Here is a 22,182-nt window from a genome sequence, read left to right on the forward strand (position 1 = left end):
GACGCCGACTACGCGGCCGCGCCGGCCCGTGTTCAGCGCGCCTTCGATGCGCGCGGCGAGGCGGCCGAATGCGACGAGCGGATGCCAGCCGGCCGGTTCGCCGATCGCGCGGTCGACGATCGCGGCCGCGACCGCGAACATCGCGACGACGGGCAGCGACAGCATCAGCATGACGGCGCTCCCGTCTTGAGGTCGAGCGGCAACCCGGCGACGAGCAGCGTCACGCGCGTCGCGAGCGCAGCGACGCGCTGGTTCAGGCGCCCGAGTTCGTCGACGTAGCGGCGCGTGACCGACCCGAGCGGCACGACGCCGAGCCCGATCTCGTTGCTGACGACGATCACCTTTGCGCGCGCGCCGCGCAACGCATGCTCGAGCCGGTCGACCTGCGCTGCGTACTGCGCATCGTCGAGCGGTTCGCCGTCGGCCGGGCACAGCAGGTTCGTGAGCCACAGCGTCAGGCAGTCGACGAGCAGGCACGCGTGCGGATCGTCGAGCCGCGCGAGCGTGCCGGCGAGATCGACGGGCGCGTCGGCGAAACCCCAGTCGGCCGGCCGGCGCGCGCGATGGTGTGCGATGCGCTGCGCGAATTCGGCATCGGCGGCGGTCGCGGTCGCGATGTAGGTGACGGGGCGGCCGCTGTCGGCGGCGAGCCGCTCGGCGTGCGCGCTCTTGCCCGAGCGCGCGCCGCCGAGGACGAAGGTGAGGTCGTGCGGAATCATCGCGTGATTGTAACGGCGCGGGCATGCCGGCGCGGGGGATAATGCGGCCTTTGCTTCGCGACGACCTTTACACGATGAATGCACCCCAGCCGCGGCCGCGCGGCACGTTGATGATCCAGGGCACGACGTCCGACGCGGGCAAGAGCACGCTGGTCGCGGGCCTGTGCCGGCTGGCGCGCCGCGCCGGCGCGCGCGTTGCGCCGTTCAAGCCGCAGAACATGGCGCTCAACAGCGCGGTGACGGCCGACGGCGGCGAGATCGGCCGCGCGCAGGCGCTGCAGGCACTGGCCGCGGGTGTCGCGCCGCATACGGATTTCAACCCCGTGCTGCTGAAGCCGACGAGCGACCGCGGCGCGCAGGTGATCATTCACGGCCAGGCGCGCATGAACCTCAACGCGCGTGCGTATCACGACTACAAGCCGGTCGCGTTCGATGCGGTGCTGGAGTCGTACGCACGCCTGCGCGCCGGCTACGACACGGTGATCGTCGAAGGCGCAGGCAGCCCGGCCGAGATCAACCTGCGCGACGGCGACATCGCGAACATGGGTTTTGCCGAACGTGTCGACTGCCCGGTCGTGCTCGTTGCCGACATCGACCGCGGCGGCGTGTTCGCGCACCTGGTCGGTACGCTCGCGTGCCTGTCGGACAGCGAGCGCGCCCGTGTGCGCGGCTTCGTGATCAACCGCTTCCGCGGCGACTTCAAGCTGCTCGAACCGGGGCTCGACTGGCTGCGCGCGCAGACGGGCAAGCCCGTGTTCGGCGTGCTGCCGTACCTGCACGGCCTGCTGCTCGACGCCGAGGACATGCTGCCCGCGCAGGCGCGCAGCGCCGCCGCACGCGGCGACGCGGGCGTGCTGCGCGTCGTCGTGCCGGCATTGCCGCGCATCAGCAACCACACCGATTTCGATCCGCTGCGCGCGCATCCGCAGGTGGAATTCACGTACTGGAAGGGTGGCCCCGTGCCGGACGCCGACCTGCTGATCCTGCCCGGTTCGAAGAGCGTGCAGCGCGACCTCGCCTGGCTGCGCGACGCAGGCTGGGATACGCTGATCCGCCGGCACCTGCGCTACGGCGGCAAGGTGATCGGCATCTGCGGCGGGATGCAGATGCTCGGCCGCACGCTCGACGATCCGCTCGGCCTCGAAGGGGCGCCCGGCAGCGTGCCGGGGCTCGGGCTGCTCGATTTCGACACGACGCTGCAGCCCGACAAGACGCTGAGGAACGTGACGGGGCGTCTCGCGCTGCCGGGCGGGGCCGCCGTGCGTGGCTACGAGATCCACATGGGCGACACGCACGGGCCCGCGCTCGCGTCGCCCGCGCTGGCGCTGGCAGCCGACGCCGCACCGGGTGGCGCGCGCCCCGACGGCGCGGTTTCCGCCGACGGCCAGATCCTCGCGACCTACGTGCACGGGCTGTTCGATTCGCCCGATGCCTGCACGGCGCTGCTCGCGTGGGCCGGGCTCGACGGCGCGGAGCGCATCGACTATCCGGCGCTGCGCGAGGCATCGCTCGAGCGGCTGGCCGACACGTTCGCCGACCATCTCGACCTCGACGCGCTGTACGCCGAGTTTCGTTGACGCACCGGCTGCCGGCCCTCGCTTTTTCCGCCCGATCGCATACAACAGAGGAGGGCGGATGTCCGTCTGGAGGAGTGCGGCGATGAAGGCTCGATGGTGGTGGAGCGTGCTGCTCGCGGCGCTGCTGGGCGCGTCGGCGGTTGCGCATGCGTGCGATTCGTACGGATCAAGCAGCAGCCAGCCCAGCTCCGGCGACGCCACACAAGGGAAGAGCGGTTACGGTTATTGATGCATGGTGCGGGGCATGATCGGTCATGCCCCTTTTTACGATTCAATTCGTTCCAATCTGGAATCAGTTAAAGCGAATTGGCGCGTTTATCGGTCGAATCGATTCGAATAGAGTGCGATCCATTCACACCACTCACGAAGGAATTCGCCATGAACCCCAATCGCCTCAACGATTTCGCCGCGACACTGTTGCGCGTCGCGCTCGGCGTGTTGTACCTCGCACACGTCGCGCAGAAGGTGTTCGTCTTCACGCTGCCCGGCACCGCGCAGTTCTTTGCGTCGATCGGCCTGCCGGGCTGGCTCGCATACCTGACGACGTTCGTCGAACTGGCCGGCGGTCTCGCGCTGCTCGCAGGCTTCCGTGTGCGCATCGCCGCGCTCGTGCTGCTGCCGTTCATGCTCGGCGCGACCGCTGCGCATCTGCCGAACGGCTGGGGCTTCGCATCGCCGAACGGCGGTTGGGAATATCCGGCGTTCTGGGCCGTCACGCTTGCCGTGCAGGCGCTGCTGGGCGGCGGCGCGTTCGCGCTCGGCGCACGGGCGGCCGCGGTTCAGCGTGCATAAGGGGTAGCTAAGCCCACACGGTGCGGCGCAACCCGTTCCGGTGACACCCCGTTTGCCGATATCATCGCTCCCTGTATCCGCAATCGAGCGGCGCCTGCCATGCGGCGGGCGCCGCGCGGCTTTTTCGGGGGAATTCATGACGGTGATCGTGGTGGCGAATCCGAAGGGCGGCGTGGGGAAGAGCACGCTGTCCACCAATCTTGCCGGCTATTTCGCGGCGCAGGGCGCGTGGGTCGCGCTCGCCGACCTGGACCGGCAGCAGTCCGCGCATGCGTGGCTCGACCTGCGGCCGGCCGGATTGCCGGCGATCGAGGCATGGGAGCTCGATCCGGACGCACCGACGAAGCCGCCGCGCGGCCTCGAATATGCGGTGATCGATACGCCGGCCGGCCTGCACGGCAACCGGCTCAACGTCGCGCTGCAACTGGCCGACAGGGTGATCGTGCCGCTGCAGCCGTCGATGTTCGATATCCTGGCCACGCAGCAGTTTCTGGAGCGCCTCGCCGGCGAGAAGGCCGTACGTAAGGGCAGCGTCGAGGTCGGGATCGTCGGGATGCGGGTCGATGCGCGCACGCGCTCGTCGGACCAGCTTCACCGGTTCGTCGAAGGGCTCGGCCTGCCGGTGCTCGGCTACGTGCGGGACACGCAGAACTACGTGCAGATCGCCGCGCACGGCCTCACGCTGTGGGACGTCGCGAAGAGTCGGGTCGAGAAGGATCTCGAACAGTGGCGGCCGATCGTCGAATGGGCCGAGCGCCGCGAGCCGAAGGCGGAGAAGGCCGCCAAGGCGTCCTGATCGCACGGCCGCCGGGCCGGTGCGCGATGAAATGACAAAGGGCCGGATCCCGCGTCATACGGAATCCGGCCCTTCGACCCTGAGCGGCGCAGCCGCTCCCGCGCGCCACGGCACGCGGGCGGCGGGTCAATCAGGTCCAGTTTTGCGTCGGCACGTGATCGCGGTGGCCCTTGATCTTGTTGCCGTCGTCGATGAACACGAGCTTCGGCTTCCAGCCGGCCTGCAGCTCGGCTTCGTCGACCATCGCGAATGCCGCGATGATCACGAGGTCGCCGAGCTGCGCGCGACGCGCGGCCGACCCGTTCAGCGAGATCATCCCGCTGCCGCGCTCGCCCTTGATCGCGTACGTCGAGAAGCGCTCGCCGTTGTTGATGTTCCAGATGTCGATCCGTTCGTTCTCGATGATGCCCGATGCTTCGAGCAGGTCTTCGTCGATCGCGCACGAGCCTTCGTAGTGCAGCTCGCAGTGCGTGACGGCCGCGCGGTGGATCTTCGATTTGAGCATGTGGCGCTGCATGGTGTCTCCGTGATGCGTCGTGAGGGGCGCGGGCGGCCCGTCAGATTTCCAGGTTATCGATGAGGCGCGTCGCGCCGAGCTTCGCGGCTGCGACGACGACGAGCGGCTCGCCGGCTTCGAGCTCGGCCGCATTCGGCGCGATCAGGTTCGCGCGGCGGCGGATCGAGATGTAGTCGGGCGCCCAGCCGCGGCCGGACAGATGCGTGCGGGCCGATGCTTCGAGCTTGCCGAGGTCGCGCTCGCCGCCGAGCACGCTTTCGCGGATGCGCTGCAGCGTCTTCGCGAGTTCGGGCGCTTCCTTCCGCTCGTCGGCCGACAGGTAGCGATTGCGCGACGACAGCGCGAGGCCGTCCTCGTCGCGCACGGTTTCGGCGGCGATGATGTCGACCGGCAGCGCGAGCTGCTGGCACATGCGGCGCACGATCATCAGCTGCTGGTAGTCCTTCTTGCCGAACACGGCGACGCGCGGCTGCACGCAGGCCATCAGCTTCGCCACGACCGTGCACACGCCGGTGAAGAAGCCGGGCCGGAATTCACCTTCGAGGATCCCGCCGAGGTCGTCCGGCGGCAGCACGCGATATTCCTGCGGTTCCGGGTACATGTCGCGCTCGGTCGGCGCGAACAGCACGTAGACGTTTTCCTTCTGCAGCTTCTCGATATCGTCCTGGAGCGTGCGGGGATACTTGTCGAAATCCTCGTTCGGGCCGAACTGCAGCCGGTTGACGAAGATGCTCGCCACGACCGGGTCGCCGTGCTGGCGCGCGAGGCGCATCAGCGACAGATGCCCTTCGTGCAGGTTGCCCATCGTCGGCACGAACGCCGTGCGGTTCTGTCCGCGCAGCTGGTCGCGCAGTTCATGGATCGAGCTGATGACTTTCATGATCGGGTAGCGGGTTCCTCGCGCTGGCGCGCGTTGGCGCCGCAGCAGCGGCGTCGGGGTCGAAGCGGAGAACGCCGGCGCGCGGGCGGCGCATCGGGCGTCGGCGGATTGTAGAGGATTTGGCCGCCAAACGCATCGAAAAAAGAACGATCGTTCACTTTTTAATCGGGCGTGCCGGTAACAGCCCGGCGCGGCCGCGCCGGGCGGCGGTGAAGCGGCGCGTGTGCCGGGATGAATCGGGACAGCGGGAAGGGCGGGCGCGGGTGTTACGCGGGCAAGTACGCGAGACGCACGTAGATCGGCGCGAACGGCTCGGCCTGCGTGATCTCGAGGAGCGATTCGCGCGCGAGTTCGAGCATCGCGATGAAATTCACGACGACGACCGGCACGCCGCGCGACGTGTCGAACAGCTCGGCGAATTCCATGAAACGCGCGTTTTGCAGCCGGCGCAGGATCAGGCTCATGTGTTCGCGCACCGACAGCTCCTCGCGGGAGATCTTGTGGTGCTGGACGAGCTTTGCGCGCTTGAGCACGTCGGCCCACGCCGCGCGCAGGTCGTCCGAATTCACGTCGGGGAAGCGCGGCGTGACGCTCTGTTCGATGTAGACCTCGGCGCGCAGGAAGTCGCGGCCGAGCTGCGGCAACTGGTCGAGCCGTTGCGCGGCGAGCTTCATCTGCTCGTACTCGAGCAGGCGGCGCACGAGTTCGGCGCGCGGATCCTCGGCTTCCTCGCCGGTGTCGGCCTTCTTGACCGGCAGCAGCATCCGCGACTTGATCTCGATCAGCATCGCAGCCATCAGCAGGTACTCGGCCGCGAGCTCCAGGTTCGACGTGCGGATCTGGTCGACGTAGCCGAGATATTGCGCGGTGACCTGCGCCATCGGGATGTCGAGCACGTTGAAGTTCTGCTTGCGGATCAGGTAGAGCAGCAGGTCGAGCGGGCCTTCGAAGGTCTCGAGGAAGACCTCGAGCGCATCGGGCGGGATGTAGAGATCCTGCGGCAGCTTGAAGAGCGGCTCGCCGTACAGGCGAGCGAATGCCGCGACACCGTCGACCGTGTCGGGCGTCGAATCGGCGCCCGCGGGCGCGGCGATCGCGTCGTCCTGCCGGGCGGCGCTGGCCTCGTCGGCGGCGCTCACGTCGTCAGAAGTTCTGGTAGTAGACGTACGACGTTTGCTTCACGCGCGATTCCTGCTGATCGGCACGCTCTTCCAGGTCGATCGGCTGCTTGTCCCACAGCAGGGAGCGGCCCTTGCGCTGCTCTTCCTCGAGCGTCGGCTTCTGCTGCTTGAGCTGGTTCAGGAACTGCGTGACATCGGACTGGTACGGCATGGCTGGGTTTTCCGTTTCGGGCGGCGCACGATGCGCCGGATTCACGATGGCGGGATTTTACCGCATCGCGGGAACAGCCGGCGGCAATCGCGCGTCGAATCCGCGGGCCGGCGTGCAGCCGGTGCCCGCAAGCGCGCCGTCAGGCATGGCGTTGCGGGCACGCACGCTCGCGCAGCGGTTTACAAACATTAAGCTTTGGTGCCAGTACCCTGTGGTCAAATACAGGGTTTTCCACAAAACCGTGACAACCGAGGGCGAGGTCATATTTGGCGGGGCAGTCGAACCAGCAAGCACACACGGCACATGACGCGGGCCCGCGCGTGGAATGCAAGCGCGCCGGCGCCGCGGCCCGCGCCGCGCGGGCGGCCCTCGCGGGTTGCCTGGCCGCGTGCTTCGCGCTGCCGGCCCACGCGAAGTACGACGTCGACATCGACGCGCCGCGCTCGATTCGCAAGCTGCTCAAGTCGCATCTCGATATCGCGCGCTTCGCGAAGCGTGACGACATCAGCGACGACCAGTTCGACTTCCTCGTGACCGCCACGCCGCAACAGGTGCGCGACCTGACTGCGACGGCCGGCTATTTCTCGCCGGTCGTGCGCACCGACGTGCGCACGCGCGACGGCAAGCGCGACGTGCGCATCGCGGTCGATCCGGGGAAGCAGACCGTCGTGTCGACCGTCGACCTGACGTTCAAGGGGCCCGTCGACACCGAGGATCCGAAGCAGGAAGCCGCGACCCGTTTCGCGTTTTCGCTGAAGCCGGGCGACCCGTTCACGCAGTCCGACTGGGACGGCGCGAAGGGCGCGGCGCTCAGGCAACTGCAGTCGCGCCGCTATCTCGGCGCGAAGATCGCATCGTCGGAAGCACGCATCGACCCGAGCACGCAGCGCGCGACGCTCGCGGTCACGTTCGACAGCGGGCCGACGTTCACGATCGGCAAGGTCGATGTCGACGGCGTGCGGCGCTACCCGGAAAGGATCGTCACGAACGTCAATCCGCTGTCGGAAGGCGAGATCTACGACGTGCGGCGGATCACCGAACTGCAGCGGCAGCTGCAGAACACGCCGTACTACGCGAGCGTCGCGATCGACGTCGGCGACGATACGGCGAAGCCCGAGCGTACGCCCGTGCACGTGAAGGTCAGCGAGTTCCCGTACAACAACATCCGCGGCGGCGTCGGCTTTGCCACCGATACCGGGCCGCACGTGCAGGGCTCCTATACGTATCTCGACACGTTCGGCGCCGCGTGGCCGCTGACCGTGTCGGGCCGGCTCGACCAGATCCAGCAATACGGGCAGATCCAGTTGTCGATGCCGCCGGGCCAGAAGGGGTGGACCAACAGCGTGCTCGCGTCGTACACGAACACCAACGTGTCGGACACGCGCATCTACAGCGCGCGGGTCGGCGTACAGCGCACGCGCACCGGCCAGTTCATCGACTATGCGTATTCGCTGATGTACTACCAGGACCGGCTCGACCAGAACGGAGCGGGGCCGACCACGAGCCGCGCGCTCGTGCCGCAATGGGCGTGGACGCGCCGCAACGTCGACGATCCGCTGTTCCCGCGTTCGGGCAACCTGATCCACGCGGAGGCCGGCTTCGCGATCAAGGGCGTGGCGACCGACCAGACTTTCATCCGCGGCTACGCGCGCGGCCAGCAGTACCTGCCGATCGGCAAGCGCGACCTGTTCGTGTTCCGTGCGGAACTCGGCGGCGTGTTCACGAGCGGCAGCTCGACCGGCGTGCCGGCGTCGCTGCTGTTCCGCGCGGGCGGCTCGAATTCGGTGCGCGGCTATGGCTACCAGAGCATCGGCAACAGCGTCGACGGCTCCGTGCTGCCGACCAAGTACCTGATGACGGGCACCGCCGAATACCAGCACTGGTTCAACCGCGACTGGGGCGCCGCGACGTTCTTCGACATCGGCACCGCCACCGATGCGTGGGGCGAGCGCGTGTTCTACCCGGGTGTCGGCATCGGCGCGCGCTGGCGCAGCCCCGTCGGCCCGATCAACGTCGACGTCGCGTACGGGTTGCGCAACCATAGCGTGCGCCCGTACCTGACGCTCGGCATCGCTTTCTGACCGTACCGCTTCATCGACGACGAACCGCATGACGAAGGACCCGAACGACACGCCGCTGCCTCACGATCCGGACTCGCCCGACGGCGTGCCCGACGCGCCGCCGCGCGCGCCGCGCCGCGGGCCCGTCGCGCGCATCGGGCGGTTCGTCGCGTGGACGCTTGCGACGGTCGTGCTGCTTGTCGTGCTGGCGGCCGGGCTCGTGCTGGCCGCGGTGACGACCGAGCACGGCACGCGGCTCGCGTGGAAGGTGGCCGGGCGCGTGCTCGGCGCGCGGCTCGCGGGTACGCTCGACGGCTCGCTTGCGACCGGCGTGCGGTTGCGCGGGTTCGCGTGGACGAGCCCCGACGGCACCGGCACCGAAATCCGCATCGACCGGCTCGACGGCCGCTGGGCGCTGACCCGCGCGCCGTGGCGGCTGTCCATTGCCTATCTGCGCGCCGGCACGATCGACGTGCGGATCGCGCCGGGGCCGTCGACGCCGAGTACGACGCCGCAGGACCTGAGCCTGCCGCTGCAGTTGCGCATCGACGACTTGCGTGTCGATCACCTCGCGATCCACGACGGCGGCTCGACGACCCAGCTCGACCATATCGCGCTGAACGGCCGCAGCGACGGCCGTCATCATGAACTCGTGCTCGACGGCGTCGATACGCCGTACGGCGCGCTGACCGCACGCGCGAAGCTCGACGGCGTGAAGCCGTTTGCGCTGACGGGTGACGCCACCTATGCGGGCAAGCTGTCCAACGAGCCGGTCGATGCGCGCGCGCGCGTGTCGGGCTCGCTCGAGGCGCTCGTTGCCGACGTCGACGCGAGCGGGATGAAGCTGAACGGGCGCGCGCACGTCGAGGCCGCGCCGTTCGGCGCGGTGCCGCTCACGCGTGCGTCGCTCGCGTTCGATCACGTGAACCCGCAGGCGCTCGCGCCCGGCGCACCGGCCGCCGATCTCGCGGTGCGTGCGGAACTCGCGCCCGTGACCCCGCCGGCCGGAGCCGAGCCCGCGAAGGGGTTCGCGGTGACGGGCCCGGTGTCGATCGTCAACGCAAAGCCCGGCACGCTCGGCGACCACCTGCTGCCGGTGATCGACGCGCACGCGAACGTGCATCTCGACGCGCACGCGCAGCGGATCGACGCGCTTGCGCTGAAGCTGATCCGCGACGGCAGCGTGACGGGCAACGGCACGCTGGCGAGCGGCAAGGGCCGCTTCGACCTGAAGGTCGCGAACCTCGACCTGAACGCGTTCGTCGCCGAGCTGCGGCCGATGCGCCTGGGCGGCCCGCTCGGCGTGACGCTCGCGGGCGACGCGACGACCGTCGACTTCAACCTGAACGATCCGAAGCTTGCGCTCGGCGCACGTGCGAAGGTTGCGCTGACGCCCCAGCAGACCGTGCTGACCGACGCACGCGTGACGGCGGGCAAGGGCCGGATCGACCTGACGGGCGTGTTCCGCCACGATGCGCATTCGAGCTACGACGCGAAGGCGACGCTGACCGCATTCGATCCGCTGCTGCTCGCCGCGATGAGCGCGCCGAAGGCGGGTGGCGGCAAGGCGCCCGCCACGGCTGCGAAGGCGCCGGCCCCGCGCGGCGAGACGCGTGTATCGGGCACGCTGACGGCGTCGGGCGCGTTCGCGCCGCAGGTGTCGACGAAGGCGACCTTCAAGCTCGGCGACAGCCTGTACGACGGCGTGCCGCTGACTGGCGCCGGCGTCGTGCAGCTCGCCGGCTCGCGCATTTTGCCGAGCAACGCGACCCTGTCGATCGCGGGCAATCATGTCGACCTGCGCGGCAGCTTCGGTGCGCCCGGCGACCGGCTGCACTTCGTCGTCGACGCACCGCAGCTCGACCGGCTCGGCTTCGGCGTGGAAGGGCTCGTGCAGGCGCAGGGCGACCTGACCGGCAGCTTCGCGCACCCGAACGTGACGGCCACCTACAAGGCCGAGCACGTCGTGGTCGGCTCGAACCGGATCGGTGCCGCGCAGGGCCGCGCGGACATCCGCGACGGCGCGCACGGTGCGCTCGTGTTCACGGCCGATGCGTCCGACATCGCGCTCGGCTCGCTGAAGCTGAAATCGCTGCGCGCGCACCTCGACGGCACGCGCGCGAAGCACACGCTCGACGCGTCGGCGCTCGGGACGAGCGGCGGCCGCGTGATCGACGTGACGCTCGCGGCGAACGGCGGCGTGATCGAGAGCCGCGACGGGATGCGCTGGGACGGCACTGTTACGCGTCTCGCGAACCGCGGCACGCCGGCCATCGCGCTGCAGTCGCCGCTGACCGTGTCGGCCGGCGCCGGCCGCGTGACGCTCGGCGCGACGCAGCTCACGCTCGAAGGCGCGGCGATCGACCTGAAGTCGTTCGTATTCGATCACGGCCAGATGCGCTCGGCGGGCTCCGTGAGCGGCGCGTCGGTCGCGCGTTTCCTCGAGGTCCGCCAGGCGCTGACGGGCCAGCGGCCGCCGGTGCGGACCGACGTCGTGCTCGACGCCGACTGGGATTTCTCGCTCGGCGCGAACGCGACGGGCTACGTGCAGGTGAAGCGCCGCGGCGGCGACGTGACGATCGAGAGCGGGCGCGGCATCGCGTCGCTGGGGCTGACGGACCTGTCCGCGCGTGCGAGCTTCACGCCCGGCAACCGGCTCAACGTGACGGCGCTCGCGAAGGCGAGCCGGATCGGCACGCTCGATGCGAACGTCATCGTGCCGTTCGCGCTGCGCGACGGCATGTTCGGCGTGGTCGACGACGGCCCGCTGTCGGGCCGCATCGACGCCGACATCCCGGCGCTGAAGACGACCGGCAACCTGTTCGGGCCGAGCTACCTGCTCGGCGGGCGCGCGGCGCTGAAGCTGACGGTCGCCGGCACGCCGGTGAAGCCGAACCTGTCGGGGATGCTGACGGGCGACGATCTGTCCGCGACGCTCATCGACCAGGGCGTGCAGCTGAAGGACGGCATCGTGCGCGTGAAACTGTCGGAAAACCTCGTCGAATTCCAGCAGGTCGAGTTTCACGGCGGCGACGGTACGCTGCGCGCACTCGGCCGCGTGCGCCTCGACGGCGAAGCGCCCGACCTGACCGCGAGCATCGTCGCGGACAAGCTCGAACTGTTCGCGGCGCCGGATCGCAAGTTGTCGCTGTCGGGCAAGGCAACCGTCGCGAACGACGGGCCGCGCGGCGCACTGTCGATCGACGGCAAGTTCATCGTCGACCGCGCGCTGTTCGACTTGCCCGAGGAATCGGCGCCGCACCTGTCGGACGATGTGGTGATCATGCAGCCGGGCGGCACGGTGCGCGGCGAGACGCCGACCGGTTCCGCGGTCGCGAAGCCGAAGCCGGTCGAGGACAAGCCGGCGCCGTCGCTCGCGCCGCGCGCGAACATCGACATCGGCCTCGGCAACAACTTCCGCTTCAAGGGGCACGGCGCGGATCTCGGGTTGCGCGGCACGATCACCGTGATGAGCGCGCCGGGCGTGCCGCTGCGCGCGGTCGGCAACGTGCGCGTGACCGAAGGGTCGACGTACACGTCGTTCGGCCGCAAGCTCGCGGTCGAGAACGGCTTCTTCACGTTCAACGGCCCCGTGTCGAACCCGGGCGTCAATATCCTCGCGATGCGGCGCAACCAGGAGGTCGAGGCCGGCGTGCAGGTCACGGGTACGATCCAGTCGCTGACGGTCAAGCTCGTGTCGGAGCCGAACGTCACCGAAAACGAAAAGCTGTCGTGGCTGTTGTTCGGGCACGGCACCGACCAGGGCAACAACGTCGGCCAGCAGGGTGCGATGACGGCGGCACTGGGGCTGCTCGGCAGCGTGACCGGCAAGCGCGTCGCACAGACCTTCGGTCTCGACGAGGTCTCGGTCGGCCGCAGCGAAGTCGGCCTGACCGATCCGCAGGTCGTGCTGGTGTCGAAGGCGATCAACGAGCGCTTCGTGCTCGGCTTCGAGCAGGGCCTGCAATCGGCAAGCAACGCGTTCAAGGCGACGATCAACCTGACGCGCTTCTGGTCGGTGTCCGCGTATGGCGGCACGTTCCAGGGCGTCGACCTGAACTACACGCGGCGTTTCGACCGGTGGTTCGGCAGTGACGGCGCGCGCGGGCGGCATACCGAGCAGCCATGAAAAAAGCCCCGCACGAAGCGGGGCTTTGTTTCGCGCAGGCGGCAGCGCGTTCGGCTTACTTCACGCGCATGCCGGGCTTCGCGCCGCTGTGCGGCTCGAGGATGTAGAGGCCCGGCTCGGCCTTCTCGTCGGTGGCCGACGCGGCAAGCACCATCCCTTCGGACAGGCCGAACTTCATCTTGCGCGGCGCGAGGTTCGCGACCATCACGGTCAGCTTGCCGACGAGCTGCTCGGGCTGGTACGCGGACTTGATGCCCGAGAACACGTTGCGGGTCTTTTCCTCGCCGACGTCGAGCGTGAGCTGCAGCAGCTTGTCCGAGCCCTCGACCGCCTGACACGCGACGATCTTCGCGATGCGCAGGTCGATCTTCGCGAAATCGTCGATCGAGATCGGTGCGTCGTCCGCGCCGTTCACGACCGCCTGCTTCGCGTTCGCCCTGGCGTTGTTCTTCGCATCCTTCGCGGCATTGGCGCTCGCGGCGGCCGCGCCGGTGGCTTCGGCCTGCAGCGAATCGCGGTTCGCGGCGAGCAGCGCTTCGATCTGCTTCGGGTCGACGCGCGTCATCAGGTGCTGGTACGCCTTGATTGGCTGTTCCGACGACAGCGGCTTCGCGGCATCGGCCCATGCGAGCGGCGCGATCCCGAAGAACGACTCGACGGCTTCGGCCACGCGCGGCATCACCGGCTTCAGCGCGAGCGACAGCAGGCGGAACGACTCGAGGCTCACGCTGCAGGTTTCATGCAGCGCGACCGCGTTGGCCGGATCCTTCGCGAGATCCCACGGTTTCGCGCCGTCGACGTACGCGTTCACTTCGTCCGCGAGCTCCATCGTGTGGCGCAGTGCGCGGCCGTACTCGCGCGCTTCGTAGTGTGCGGCGATCTGCGGGATCGCATCGCGCAGCTTCGCGACGAGCGGATGGTTCATCGCGCTGTCCTGCACGCGGCCGTCGAAGCGCTTGATCAGGAAGCCTGCCGCGCGGCTCGCGATGTTCACGTACTTGCCGACGAGGTCGCTGTTCACGCGCGCCTGGAAGTCGTCGAGGTTCAGGTCGATGTCTTCCATCGTCGCGTTCAGCTTCGCGGCGAAGTAGTAGCGCAGCCATTCGGGGTTCAGGCCCGTGTCGATGTAGCTCTGCGCGGTGATGAACGTGCCGCGCGACTTCGACATCTTCGCGCCGTCGACCGTCAGGAAGCCGTGCGCGAACACGTTGGTCGGCGTGCGGTGGCCCGAGAACTCGAGCATCGCGGGCCAGAACAGCGTGTGGAAGTACAGGATGTCCTTGCCGATGAAGTGATACTGCTCGGTGGCCGAGCCCGGGCGGACCCACGCATCGAAGTCGATGCCGTTGCGGTCGCACAGGTTCTTGAAGCTCGCGTAGTAGCCGACCGGCGCGTCGAGCCACACGTAGAAATACTTGCCGGGCGCGCCCGGGATCTCGAAGCCGAAGTACGGCGCGTCGCGCGAGATGTCCCAGTCGGCGAGCTTGGCCTCGCCGGCGTCGCCGAGCCATTCGCGCATCTTGTTGGTTGCTTCGGGCTGCGCGAGGCCGCTCACCCATTCGCGCAGGAACGTTTCGCAGCGTGGATCGGACAGGCGGAAGAAGTAGTGCTTCGACGTCTTGCGCACCGGCGTCGCGCCGGACACGACCGAATACGGGTTCAGCAGTTCGGTCGGCAGGTAGGTCGAGCCGCACACTTCGCAGTTGTCGCCGTATTGATCCTTCGCGTGGCACTTCGGGCACTCGCCCTTGATGAAGCGGTCCGGCAGGAACATTTCCTTGACGGGATCGTATGCCTGCTCGATCTCGCGCTCGGCGATGAAGCCGGCTTCCTGCAGCGCGACGTAGATCTTCTCGCTCAGCACGCGGTTCTCGTCCGAATCGGTCGAGTAGAAGTTGTCGAACGACACGCCGAAGCTGTCGAAATCGCGCTTGTGCTCCGCCCACACCCGGTCGATCAACTGCTTCGGAGTCAGGCCTTCCTTCTCCGCGCGCAGCATGATCGGCGTGCCGTGCGTGTCGTCGGCACCGATGTAGTAGACCTCATGGCCGTGCATTCGCAGCGTCCGCACCCAGATGTCGGTCTGGATGTACTCGACCATGTGGCCGATGTGGATCTGCCCGTTGGCATAGGGCAGTGCGGACGTAACGAGGATCTGGCGGCCACCTTGCGGCGCCGCAGCCTGCACGGAAGTGAGGTCGGATGCGGACATAGGGTCTGTAGAGGAACGGCGGAAAAACGACGGGAAACCGCGATTCTAGCAGGGGCGCGCGCCAGCGACGCGGGCAGGCACCCTTGACCGGGCGCCGGAACGGGCGGGGCCGCGCAAGCGGCGTGCCCGAGGGCGATATGCTGCGATGCAGCACGAATTCTGCGGGCAAAAAAAACCGGGGCGGATACGGCCCCGGAGCAACAACGACAAGAGGAGAATGGTGACGCGCCGGCAACACCAGCCGCGTACCGTAAATACTGACCGCGGCCTGCGACAGAAGTTCGAAAATTTTTTCGATTTGTTACCGGCTCCGCCGGAAGCCTTGTCCGGCGGGGCTGCGCGGGCAGCGGGCCCGCGCCTTCCCCTCGTCGTGCGCTTACTGCGCCTGTGCTGCGCGCAGGTAGATTTCGACGCGGCGGTTCTGCGCGCGGCCGGCTTCGGTCGCGTTGTCCGCGATCGGGTTCGACGCGCCCATGCCTTGCGCCGACAGGCGGCCGGCGTTCACGCCGCGCTGCGCGAGTGCGTTCACGACGCTCTGCGCGCGGTTCTGCGACAGCGTCTGGTTCAGCTGCGCCGAGCCCGTGCTGTCCGTGTAGCCGACGATCGATGCCGTCACTTGCGGGTTCTGGCTCAGCGTCGAGGCCAGGTCGTTCAGCAGCGGCGTGAAGGCCGGCGTGATCGCGTACTGGTTCGTCGCGAAGGTCACCGCGCTCGGCACGTTCAGCTTCAGCGAGCCGTCCGGCTGCTCGGTCACTTGCGTACCCGTCTGCGCTGCCGACGGTGCGAGCTTGTTCTTGATCGCCTGCCAGTTGTAACCCGTCACGCCGCCGACCAGTGCGCCGACGCCTGCACCGATCGCCGCGCCCTTGCCGCCGCCCGCCAGCGCGCCGATGCCTGCGCCCAGCGCCGCACCCGTGCCGGTACCGACGGCCGTGTTGTTGCCTTGCTGCGTAGCGCAGCCTGCCAGCAGTGCGCCGGCCAATGCGAAGACGGACAAGCGGGTCGCGATTTTCATGTTCATCTTGGATTCCTCTCTTGGTTGAACGAGTCGACAACGACGACAACAATAGTTACGGCTCCCTGCGCGGCCCGCCCGAAAAAGGAGGGCAGGCCTGCACTCGCGGCAGCCGCCGAGGTGGCTGCATGCCCTGTTCGTCAGCGTGGCTGTTCGGACAGTGCGACGCGTCAGCCTCTACAATATAGGCGGTTAGTGGCCGATTTGGCCCCATAGCATGCCGCACGCGAAGAGTGCGCCGGGTCGCGCGTTCGCGCAATGGCGTGCAACAGATTCTTTCACTTTTCTCGAATTTCGCAGCGTAATTTGATATTTTTTGACGTTTGCGCGCGAGAAAAACGTTTTCACGGAGTTTCGATGAGCATTGACCGGGCACAAGTCGACGCCGCTTTGGCGGCCGTCGTCGACCCCAATACCGGCCGTCCGTATGCGGCGAACAAGGGCGTGCGCAACGTCGCGATCGACGGCGACGTCGTGGCGCTCGACGTGGTGCTCGGTTATCCCGCGCGCAGCCAGCACGACGACGTGCGCGCACGCGTCGCCGCAGCGCTCCGGGCGGTGGCCGGCGTGCGCGACGCGCGCGTCGCCGTGTCGCAGGAGATCGTCGCGCACACGGTGCAGCGTGGCGTGAAACTGCTGCCGAACGTGAAGAACATCGTGGCGGTCGCGTCGGGCAAGGGCGGCGTCGGCAAGAGCACGACGGCCGTCAACCTCGCGCTCGCGCTTGCCGCGGAAGGTGCGTCGGTCGGCATCCTCGACGCCGACATCTACGGCCCGTCGCTGCCGACGATGCTCGGCATCCACGGCCAGCGTCCCGAGTCGCCCGACAACCAGTCGATGAACCCGCTCGTCGGCCACGGGCTGCAGGCGAACTCGATCGGCTTCCTGATCGAGGAAGACAACCCGATGGTGTGGCGCGGCCCGATGGCGACCTCCGCGCTCGAGCAGTTGCTGCGCCAGACCAACTGGCGCGAGCTCGACTACCTGATCGTCGACATGCCGCCCGGCACGGGCGACATCCAGCTCACGCTCGCGCAGCGCGTGCCCGTCACGGGCGCGGTGATCGTCACGACGCCGCAGGACATCGCACTGCTCGACGCGAAGAAGGGCCTGAAGATGTTCGAGAAGGTCGGGATTCCGATCCTCGGCATCGTCGAGAACATGAGCATCCACATCTGCTCGAACTGCGGCCACGAGGAGCACATCTTCGGCGCCGGCGGGGCCGAGCGGATGGCGAAGGACTACGGCGTGAACGTGCTCGGCAGCCTGCCGCTCGACATCGCGATCCGTGAGCGCGCCGACAGCGGCACGCCGACGGTCGCCGCCGATCCGGACGGCGCGCTGGCGCGTCGCTACCGCGACATCGCGCGCGGGGTTGCGCTGGCGATTGCCGAGCGATCGCGCGACATGACGTCGAAGTTCCCGTCGATCGTTGTTCAAAATACGTAAAACCCTTGCGGGGCGGGGCCTCAGGCTGTTTACGGCGCCGCGAGGCGCGGTATCATGGCGACTTTTCCCGGGTCCCTTTACCCGCCCGGCGCGGCCGTCGTGTCAAACGGCTGCCAGCCGGCATGAGGATCGAATGAAACAACGACATCACGGCGTGCGCGCCGGCCGCGTGCAGTGCGCGCTGCTGGCCGCCGCCGCGCTGGGCCTGTTGGCCGGCTGCACTTCCTTTTCCTCGTCGCACGAAAAACGGGCCGACGCACAACTGCAGCCGACGGTCGGCTCGCAGGCGCGCGGCGCGGTGACGTTCGTCGAGCGTCCGGACGGCGTACAGGTTACCTACAACCTGGCCGGCCTGCCGCCGAACAGCGATCACGCCTTACAGGTACACGAACGCGGCGACTGCAACGCGGGCGACGGCTCGAGCGCCGGCCAGGTGTTCGCGCCGGCCGCCGACCGCCTGCGTGCGGGCGCCCGCGTCGCCGGCGATCTCGGCAACATCCACGCGGACGCGAACGGCGTCGCGGCAGGCTTTATCGTCGCGCCCGATCTGGCCCTCGATGGCGTGCGCTCGGCGATGAACCGCGCGGCGCTGGTGCACCGCGACGCGAGCGATCCCGCGTTTCCGCACCATGGCGCGGGGCCCGCGCTCGCCTGCGGCGTGATCCGTTGACGGCCGCCGCATGCGCGGGCCGATGATCGCGTAAAATGTCGGCCTTTCCCCGGTCGCCGTCCTGAATCGGCGGCCTTCGTTTCCCGTCACGCAGCGTTTCCAGGCGCCCCGAATATGCAACGACCCCAACGCTCACTTCGTTCGCTGTCCCCCGAGAGGACGGCCAGCCTCCTTGGGGCGGCCCGGCGGAGGCTGGCATGAGCATCAAGTCCGACAAATGGATTCGGCGCATGGCCGAAGAGCACAAGATGATCGAGCCGTTCGTGCCCGATCAGGTCCGCGCGTCCGACGACGGCCGCCGGATCGTCAGCTACGGCACGTCGAGCTACGGCTACGACATCCGCTGCGCAGACGAATTCAAGATCTTCACGAACATCAACTCGACGATCGTCGATCCGAAGAACTTCGACGAGGGTTCGTTTGTCGATTTCAAGGGCGACGTGTGCATCATCCCGCCGAACTCGTTCGCGCTGGCCCGCACCGTCGAATATTTCCGCATCCCGCGCACCGTGCTGACGGTCTGCCTCGGCAAGTCGACCTATGCGCGCTGCGGGATCATCGTCAACGTGACGCCGTTCGAACCCGAGTGGGAAGGCTACGTCACGCTGGAATTCTCGAACACCACGCCGCTGCCCGCGAAGATCTACGCGAACGAAGGCGTCGCGCAGGTGCTCTTCTTCGAGAGCGACGAAGTGTGCGACGTGTCGTACGCGGATCGCGGCGGCAAGTATCAGGGGCAGCGCGGTGTCACGCTGCCGAAAACCTGATCTGGTTGCATAACGTCTCACCAGTTTCCGGGTGACCGCTGCGCGTGACGCGCCGCGGTCGTTCTTTTTGGAGAATCGCCCATGAAGTTTCGTTTCCCCGTCGTCATCATCGACGAAGATTTCCGCTCCGAGAACATCTCGGGCTCCGGCATCCGGGCGTTGGCCGAAGCGATCGAGAAGGAGGGCGTCGAAGTCCTCGGCCTCACGAGCTACGGCGATCTGACGTCGTTCGCGCAGCAGTCGAGCCGCGCGTCGTGCTTCATCCTGTCGATCGACGACGACGAACTCATGCTCGGCGAAACCGGCCAGGACGGCGAGCTGCCCGAGCTCGCGACCGCGATCATCGAGCTGCGCGCGTTCGTCACCGAAGTGCGCCGCCGCAACGCGGACATCCCGATCTTCCTGTACGGCGAGACGCGCACGTCGCGCCACTTGCCGAACGACATCCTGCGCGAGCTGCACGGCTTCATCCACATGTTCGAGGACACGCCGGAGTTCGTCGCGCGCCACATCATCCGCGAGGCGAAGGTCTATCTCGACTCGCTCGCGCCGCCGTTCTTCAAGGAACTCGTCAAGTACGCGGACGAAGGCTCGTACTCGTGGCACTGCCCGGGCCACTCGGGCGGCGTCGCGTTCCTGAAGAACCCGCTCGGCCAGATGTTCCACCAGTTCTTCGGCGAGAACATGCTGCGTGCGGACGTCTGCAACGCGGTGGACGAACTCGGCCAGCTGCTCGACCACACGGGCCCGGTCGCGGCGTCCGAGCGCAACGCGGCGCGCATCTTCAGCGCGGACCACCTGTTCTTCGTGACCAACGGCACGTCGACGTCGAACAAGATCGTCTGGCACGCGACCGTCGCACCGGGCGACATTGTGCTGGTCGACCGCAACTGCCACAAGTCGATCCTGCACGCGATCACGATGACGGGCGCGATCCCCGTGTTCCTCACGCCGACGCGCAACCATTTCGGCATCATCGGGCCGATCCCGCGCGATGAATTCAAGCCGGAGAACATCCGCAAGAAGATCGAGGCGAACCCGTTCGCGCGCGAAGCGATGCGCGAGAACCCGGACCTGAAGCCGCGCATCCTGACGATCACGCAGAGCACGTACGACGGCGTGGTCTACAACGTCGAGATGATCAAGGACCTGCTCGGCGACCTGCTCGATACGCTGCACTTCGACGAAGCGTGGCTGCCGCACGCGACGTTCCACGACTTCTACCGCGACATGCACGCGATCGGCGACGGCCGTCCGCGCACCGGCGCGCTCGTGTTTGCGACGCACTCGACGCACAAGCTGCTCGCGGGCATCTCGCAGGCGTCGCAGATCGTCGTGCAGGATTCGGAGAACCGCACGTTCGACAAGCACCGCTTCAACGAGGCGTACCTGATGCACACGTCGACGAGCCCGCAGTACGCGATCATCGCGTCGTGCGACGTCGCGGCCGCGATGATGGAGCCGCCGGGCGGCACCGCGCTCGTCGAGGAATCGATCGCCGAGGCGATCGACTTCCGCCGCGCGATGCGCAAGGTCGATGCCGAATACGGTGACGACTGGTTCTTCAGCGTGTGGGGCCCGGACACCCTGTCGGAAGAAGGCATCGGCTCGCGCGAAGACTGGATGCTGAAGCCGAACGACCACTGGCACGGCTTCGGCCCGCTGGCGGAAGGCTTCAACATGCTCGACCCGATCAAGGCGACGATCATTACGCCGGGGCTCGATGTCGACGGCGAGTTCGGCGAGACCGGCATTCCGGCCGCGATCGTCACGAAGTACCTGGCCGAGCACGGGATCATCGTCGAGAAGACCGGCCTGTACTCGTTCTTCATCATGTTCACGATCGGCATCACGAAGGGCCGCTGGAACTCGATGGTGACCGAGCTGCAGCAGTTCAAGGACGACTACGACAACAACCAGCCGCTGTGGCGCGTGCTGCCGGAATTCGTCGCGCAGCATCCGCGCTACGAGCGCGTCGGCCTGCGCGACCTGTGCACGCAGATCCACGACGTGTACCGCGCGAACGACATCGCCCGCCTGACGACGGAGATGTACCTGTCGGACATGGAACCGGCGATGAAGCCGTCGGACGCGTTCGCGAAGCTCGCGCACCGCAAGATCGACCGCGTGCCGCTCGACGAGCTCGAAGGCCGCGTGACGAGCATCCTGCTCACGCCGTACCCGCCGGGCATTCCGCTGCTGATCCCGGGCGAGCGCTTCAACAAGACGATCGTGAACTACCTGCGGTTCGCGCGCGACTTCAACGAACGCTTCCCGGGCTTCCACACCGACATCCACGGCCTCGTCGCGGAAGAGGTGAACGGCCGCGTCGAGTACTTCGTCGATTGCGTGCGCGACTGATGGCGACGCACGGACGAATCCAGGCGATGCGCGCGGCGCTGGCCGCGCTCGTCGTCTGGGCGGCAGGAGCGGCAGGGCTGGCGGGCGTGGGTGTCGCGCACGCGGAAGTCGCGGCGGCCGATCCGATCGACGTCGCGATGCGCCAATGCCTCGCGCGGCGCGACCGGTCTTCGCCGGCCGGCCAGATCCAATGCATGGGCGAAGCGCAGCAGCAGTGGCAGGGCGTGATGGACGGCGCGTACCAGCGCCTGTTGAAGGATGCGCCGGCCGATGCGAGGCGCGGCTGGCAGGACAGCCAGCGCCATTGGCTCACGTGGCGCAAGGACGAAGTGCATCTGCTGAAGGCCGTGTACGACACCACGCGCGGCACGTCGTACGCGATGTCGAGTGCCGACCTGCAACTGCAGCCCGTGCGCGATCGCGGGCTGGCGCTGCGCGGCGCGGCCGATCGCTATGCGCCGCCGCCTGCCGCCGTACCGGTAGCGACGAGCGGTGCGCAGGGCAGTGCGGGCGCGGCCCCGGGGGCGGCCAAACCGGACGGCAAGCCGGCGAACACGCCGCGCGATCCGGCCGTGCGCCGCGTGCGGCCGTGCGAGCAGGATGCTGCGTGCGAGCACGCGCTGTTCGACCTGAACCGCTATTACCAGAAGCTGCGCCGCAAGATGCCCGCGCATTCGGCCGCGACGCTCGTACGCGCGCAGCGCGCGTGGGTCGGGTTCCGCGATGCGACGGCACCGCTCGTCGGCGAGGACGGCCGCGTCGACCTGATCGGCGCGCGCATCGCGACGATGAAGCGGTTGTCGGAGACAGCCGGCAACAAATAAGCGCAATCGCGATGCCGATGGTTCGGCGAGACAGCAAAACGGGCACCCGAGGGTGCCCGTTTTGCATTTGGCGGCGGCGTGC

General features: G+C 68.0%; 18 protein-coding genes and 1 pseudogene. 11 read left to right on the forward strand and 8 right to left on the reverse strand.

The window, feature by feature from the left end:
* Both G3N64_RS28935 and cobU read right to left on the reverse strand, forming a co-directional pair.
* Positions 1–171 (reverse strand): annotated as a pseudogene (locus G3N64_RS28935) (cobalamin biosynthesis protein); the annotation flags it as partial.
* Positions 165–719, reverse strand: coding sequence for a bifunctional adenosylcobinamide kinase/adenosylcobinamide-phosphate guanylyltransferase (gene cobU, locus G3N64_RS28940; protein WP_175032236.1), 555 nt, complete (start codon positions 717–719; stop codon positions 165–167). The gene cobU and the pseudogene G3N64_RS28935, both read right to left, overlap by 7 nt.
* A 74-nt stretch (positions 720–793) precedes the next feature.
* Between cobU and G3N64_RS28945 the strand changes: the two genes are divergently transcribed.
* From G3N64_RS28945 to G3N64_RS28960, 4 genes are all read left to right on the forward strand, one after another.
* Positions 794–2,296, forward strand: a complete 1,503-nt coding sequence (locus tag G3N64_RS28945; RefSeq protein ID WP_205787104.1) for a cobyric acid synthase — start codon at positions 794–796, stop codon at positions 2,294–2,296.
* 82 nt (positions 2,297–2,378) lie between these two features.
* The gene (locus G3N64_RS28950) at positions 2,379–2,525 is read left to right on the forward strand and encodes a hypothetical protein (protein ID WP_205787105.1); all 147 of its coding nucleotides are present in this window, start codon (positions 2,379–2,381) and stop codon (positions 2,523–2,525) included.
* A gap of 149 nt (positions 2,526–2,674) precedes the next feature.
* A complete protein-coding gene (locus G3N64_RS28955; RefSeq protein ID WP_205787107.1) occupies positions 2,675–3,088 on the forward strand; it encodes a DoxX family protein in 414 nt (137 codons plus the stop codon).
* 136 nt (positions 3,089–3,224) lie between these two features.
* Complete coding sequence (locus G3N64_RS28960) at positions 3,225–3,884, forward strand: ParA family protein (protein WP_205787109.1); 660 nt, start codon at positions 3,225–3,227, stop codon at positions 3,882–3,884.
* Between the two features lie 130 nt (positions 3,885–4,014).
* On the opposite strand, the gene panD is transcribed toward G3N64_RS28960, so the two are convergent.
* The 4 genes from panD to G3N64_RS28980 all read right to left on the reverse strand — a co-directional run bounded on the left by panD (position 4,015) and on the right by G3N64_RS28980 (position 6,613).
* Positions 4,015–4,401, reverse strand: coding sequence for an aspartate 1-decarboxylase (gene panD, locus G3N64_RS28965; protein WP_039368025.1), 387 nt, complete (start codon positions 4,399–4,401; stop codon positions 4,015–4,017).
* Positions 4,402–4,441: 40 nt separating this feature from the next.
* A complete protein-coding gene (panC, locus tag G3N64_RS28970) occupies positions 4,442–5,281 on the reverse strand; it encodes a pantoate--beta-alanine ligase (protein ID WP_205787111.1) in 840 nt (279 codons plus the stop codon).
* A gap of 266 nt (positions 5,282–5,547) precedes the next feature.
* Positions 5,548–6,420 carry a ScpA family protein gene (locus G3N64_RS28975; RefSeq protein ID WP_021164248.1) on the reverse strand — a complete coding sequence of 291 codons (873 nt, stop codon included), beginning with the start codon at positions 6,418–6,420 and terminating at the stop codon, positions 5,548–5,550.
* A gap of 4 nt (positions 6,421–6,424) precedes the next feature.
* Positions 6,425–6,613: a DUF3460 family protein gene (locus G3N64_RS28980; protein ID WP_034178757.1), complete on the reverse strand. Its 189-nt coding sequence runs from the start codon at positions 6,611–6,613 to the stop codon at positions 6,425–6,427.
* A 266-nt stretch (positions 6,614–6,879) separates the two neighbouring features.
* On the opposite strand from G3N64_RS28980, the gene G3N64_RS28985 reads away from it, so the two are divergent.
* Both G3N64_RS28985 and G3N64_RS28990 read left to right on the forward strand, forming a co-directional pair.
* Positions 6,880–8,694: an autotransporter assembly complex family protein gene (locus tag G3N64_RS28985; RefSeq protein WP_205787114.1), complete on the forward strand. Its 1,815-nt coding sequence runs from the start codon at positions 6,880–6,882 to the stop codon at positions 8,692–8,694.
* 28 nt (positions 8,695–8,722) lie between these two features.
* A complete protein-coding gene (locus G3N64_RS28990; protein ID WP_205787116.1) occupies positions 8,723–12,802 on the forward strand; it encodes a translocation/assembly module TamB domain-containing protein in 4,080 nt (1,359 codons plus the stop codon).
* Positions 12,803–12,857: 55 nt separating this feature from the next.
* On the opposite strand, the gene metG is transcribed toward G3N64_RS28990, so the two are convergent.
* Together metG and G3N64_RS29000 are read right to left on the reverse strand one after the other, a co-directional pair.
* The gene (metG, locus tag G3N64_RS28995) at positions 12,858–15,014 is read right to left on the reverse strand and encodes a methionine--tRNA ligase (RefSeq protein WP_205787117.1); all 2,157 of its coding nucleotides are present in this window, start codon (positions 15,012–15,014) and stop codon (positions 12,858–12,860) included.
* A gap of 376 nt (positions 15,015–15,390) precedes the next feature.
* Positions 15,391–16,035 (reverse strand): OmpA family protein, encoded by a 645-nt coding sequence (locus tag G3N64_RS29000; RefSeq protein WP_174967717.1) that lies wholly within the window; start codon positions 16,033–16,035, stop codon positions 15,391–15,393.
* 351 nt (positions 16,036–16,386) lie between these two features.
* Here G3N64_RS29000 and apbC point away from each other — a divergent pair, with 351 nt between their 5' ends.
* The 5 genes from apbC to G3N64_RS29025 all read left to right on the forward strand — a co-directional run bounded on the left by apbC (position 16,387) and on the right by G3N64_RS29025 (position 22,100).
* Positions 16,387–17,478 (forward strand): iron-sulfur cluster carrier protein ApbC, encoded by a 1,092-nt coding sequence (gene apbC, locus G3N64_RS29005; protein ID WP_205787118.1) that lies wholly within the window; start codon positions 16,387–16,389, stop codon positions 17,476–17,478.
* A gap of 133 nt (positions 17,479–17,611) precedes the next feature.
* A complete protein-coding gene (gene sodC, locus G3N64_RS29010) occupies positions 17,612–18,148 on the forward strand; it encodes a superoxide dismutase [Cu-Zn] (protein WP_205787119.1) in 537 nt (178 codons plus the stop codon).
* Between the two features lie 197 nt (positions 18,149–18,345).
* Complete coding sequence (gene dcd / locus G3N64_RS29015) at positions 18,346–18,915, forward strand: dCTP deaminase (protein WP_205787120.1); 570 nt, start codon at positions 18,346–18,348, stop codon at positions 18,913–18,915.
* A gap of 81 nt (positions 18,916–18,996) precedes the next feature.
* Entirely contained in the window at positions 18,997–21,276 is a 2,280-nt protein-coding gene (locus tag G3N64_RS29020; RefSeq protein WP_205787121.1) for an arginine/lysine/ornithine decarboxylase, read from the forward strand.
* Positions 21,276–22,100, forward strand: coding sequence for a lysozyme inhibitor LprI family protein (locus tag G3N64_RS29025; RefSeq protein ID WP_205787122.1), 825 nt, complete (start codon positions 21,276–21,278; stop codon positions 22,098–22,100). The genes G3N64_RS29020 and G3N64_RS29025 overlap by 1 nt, the downstream gene beginning before the upstream one ends.
* Positions 22,101–22,182 lie beyond the last annotated feature (82 nt).

Source organism: Burkholderia sp. Ac-20344 (assembly GCF_017104975.1).
GTDB lineage: Bacteria > Pseudomonadota > Gammaproteobacteria > Burkholderiales > Burkholderiaceae > Burkholderia.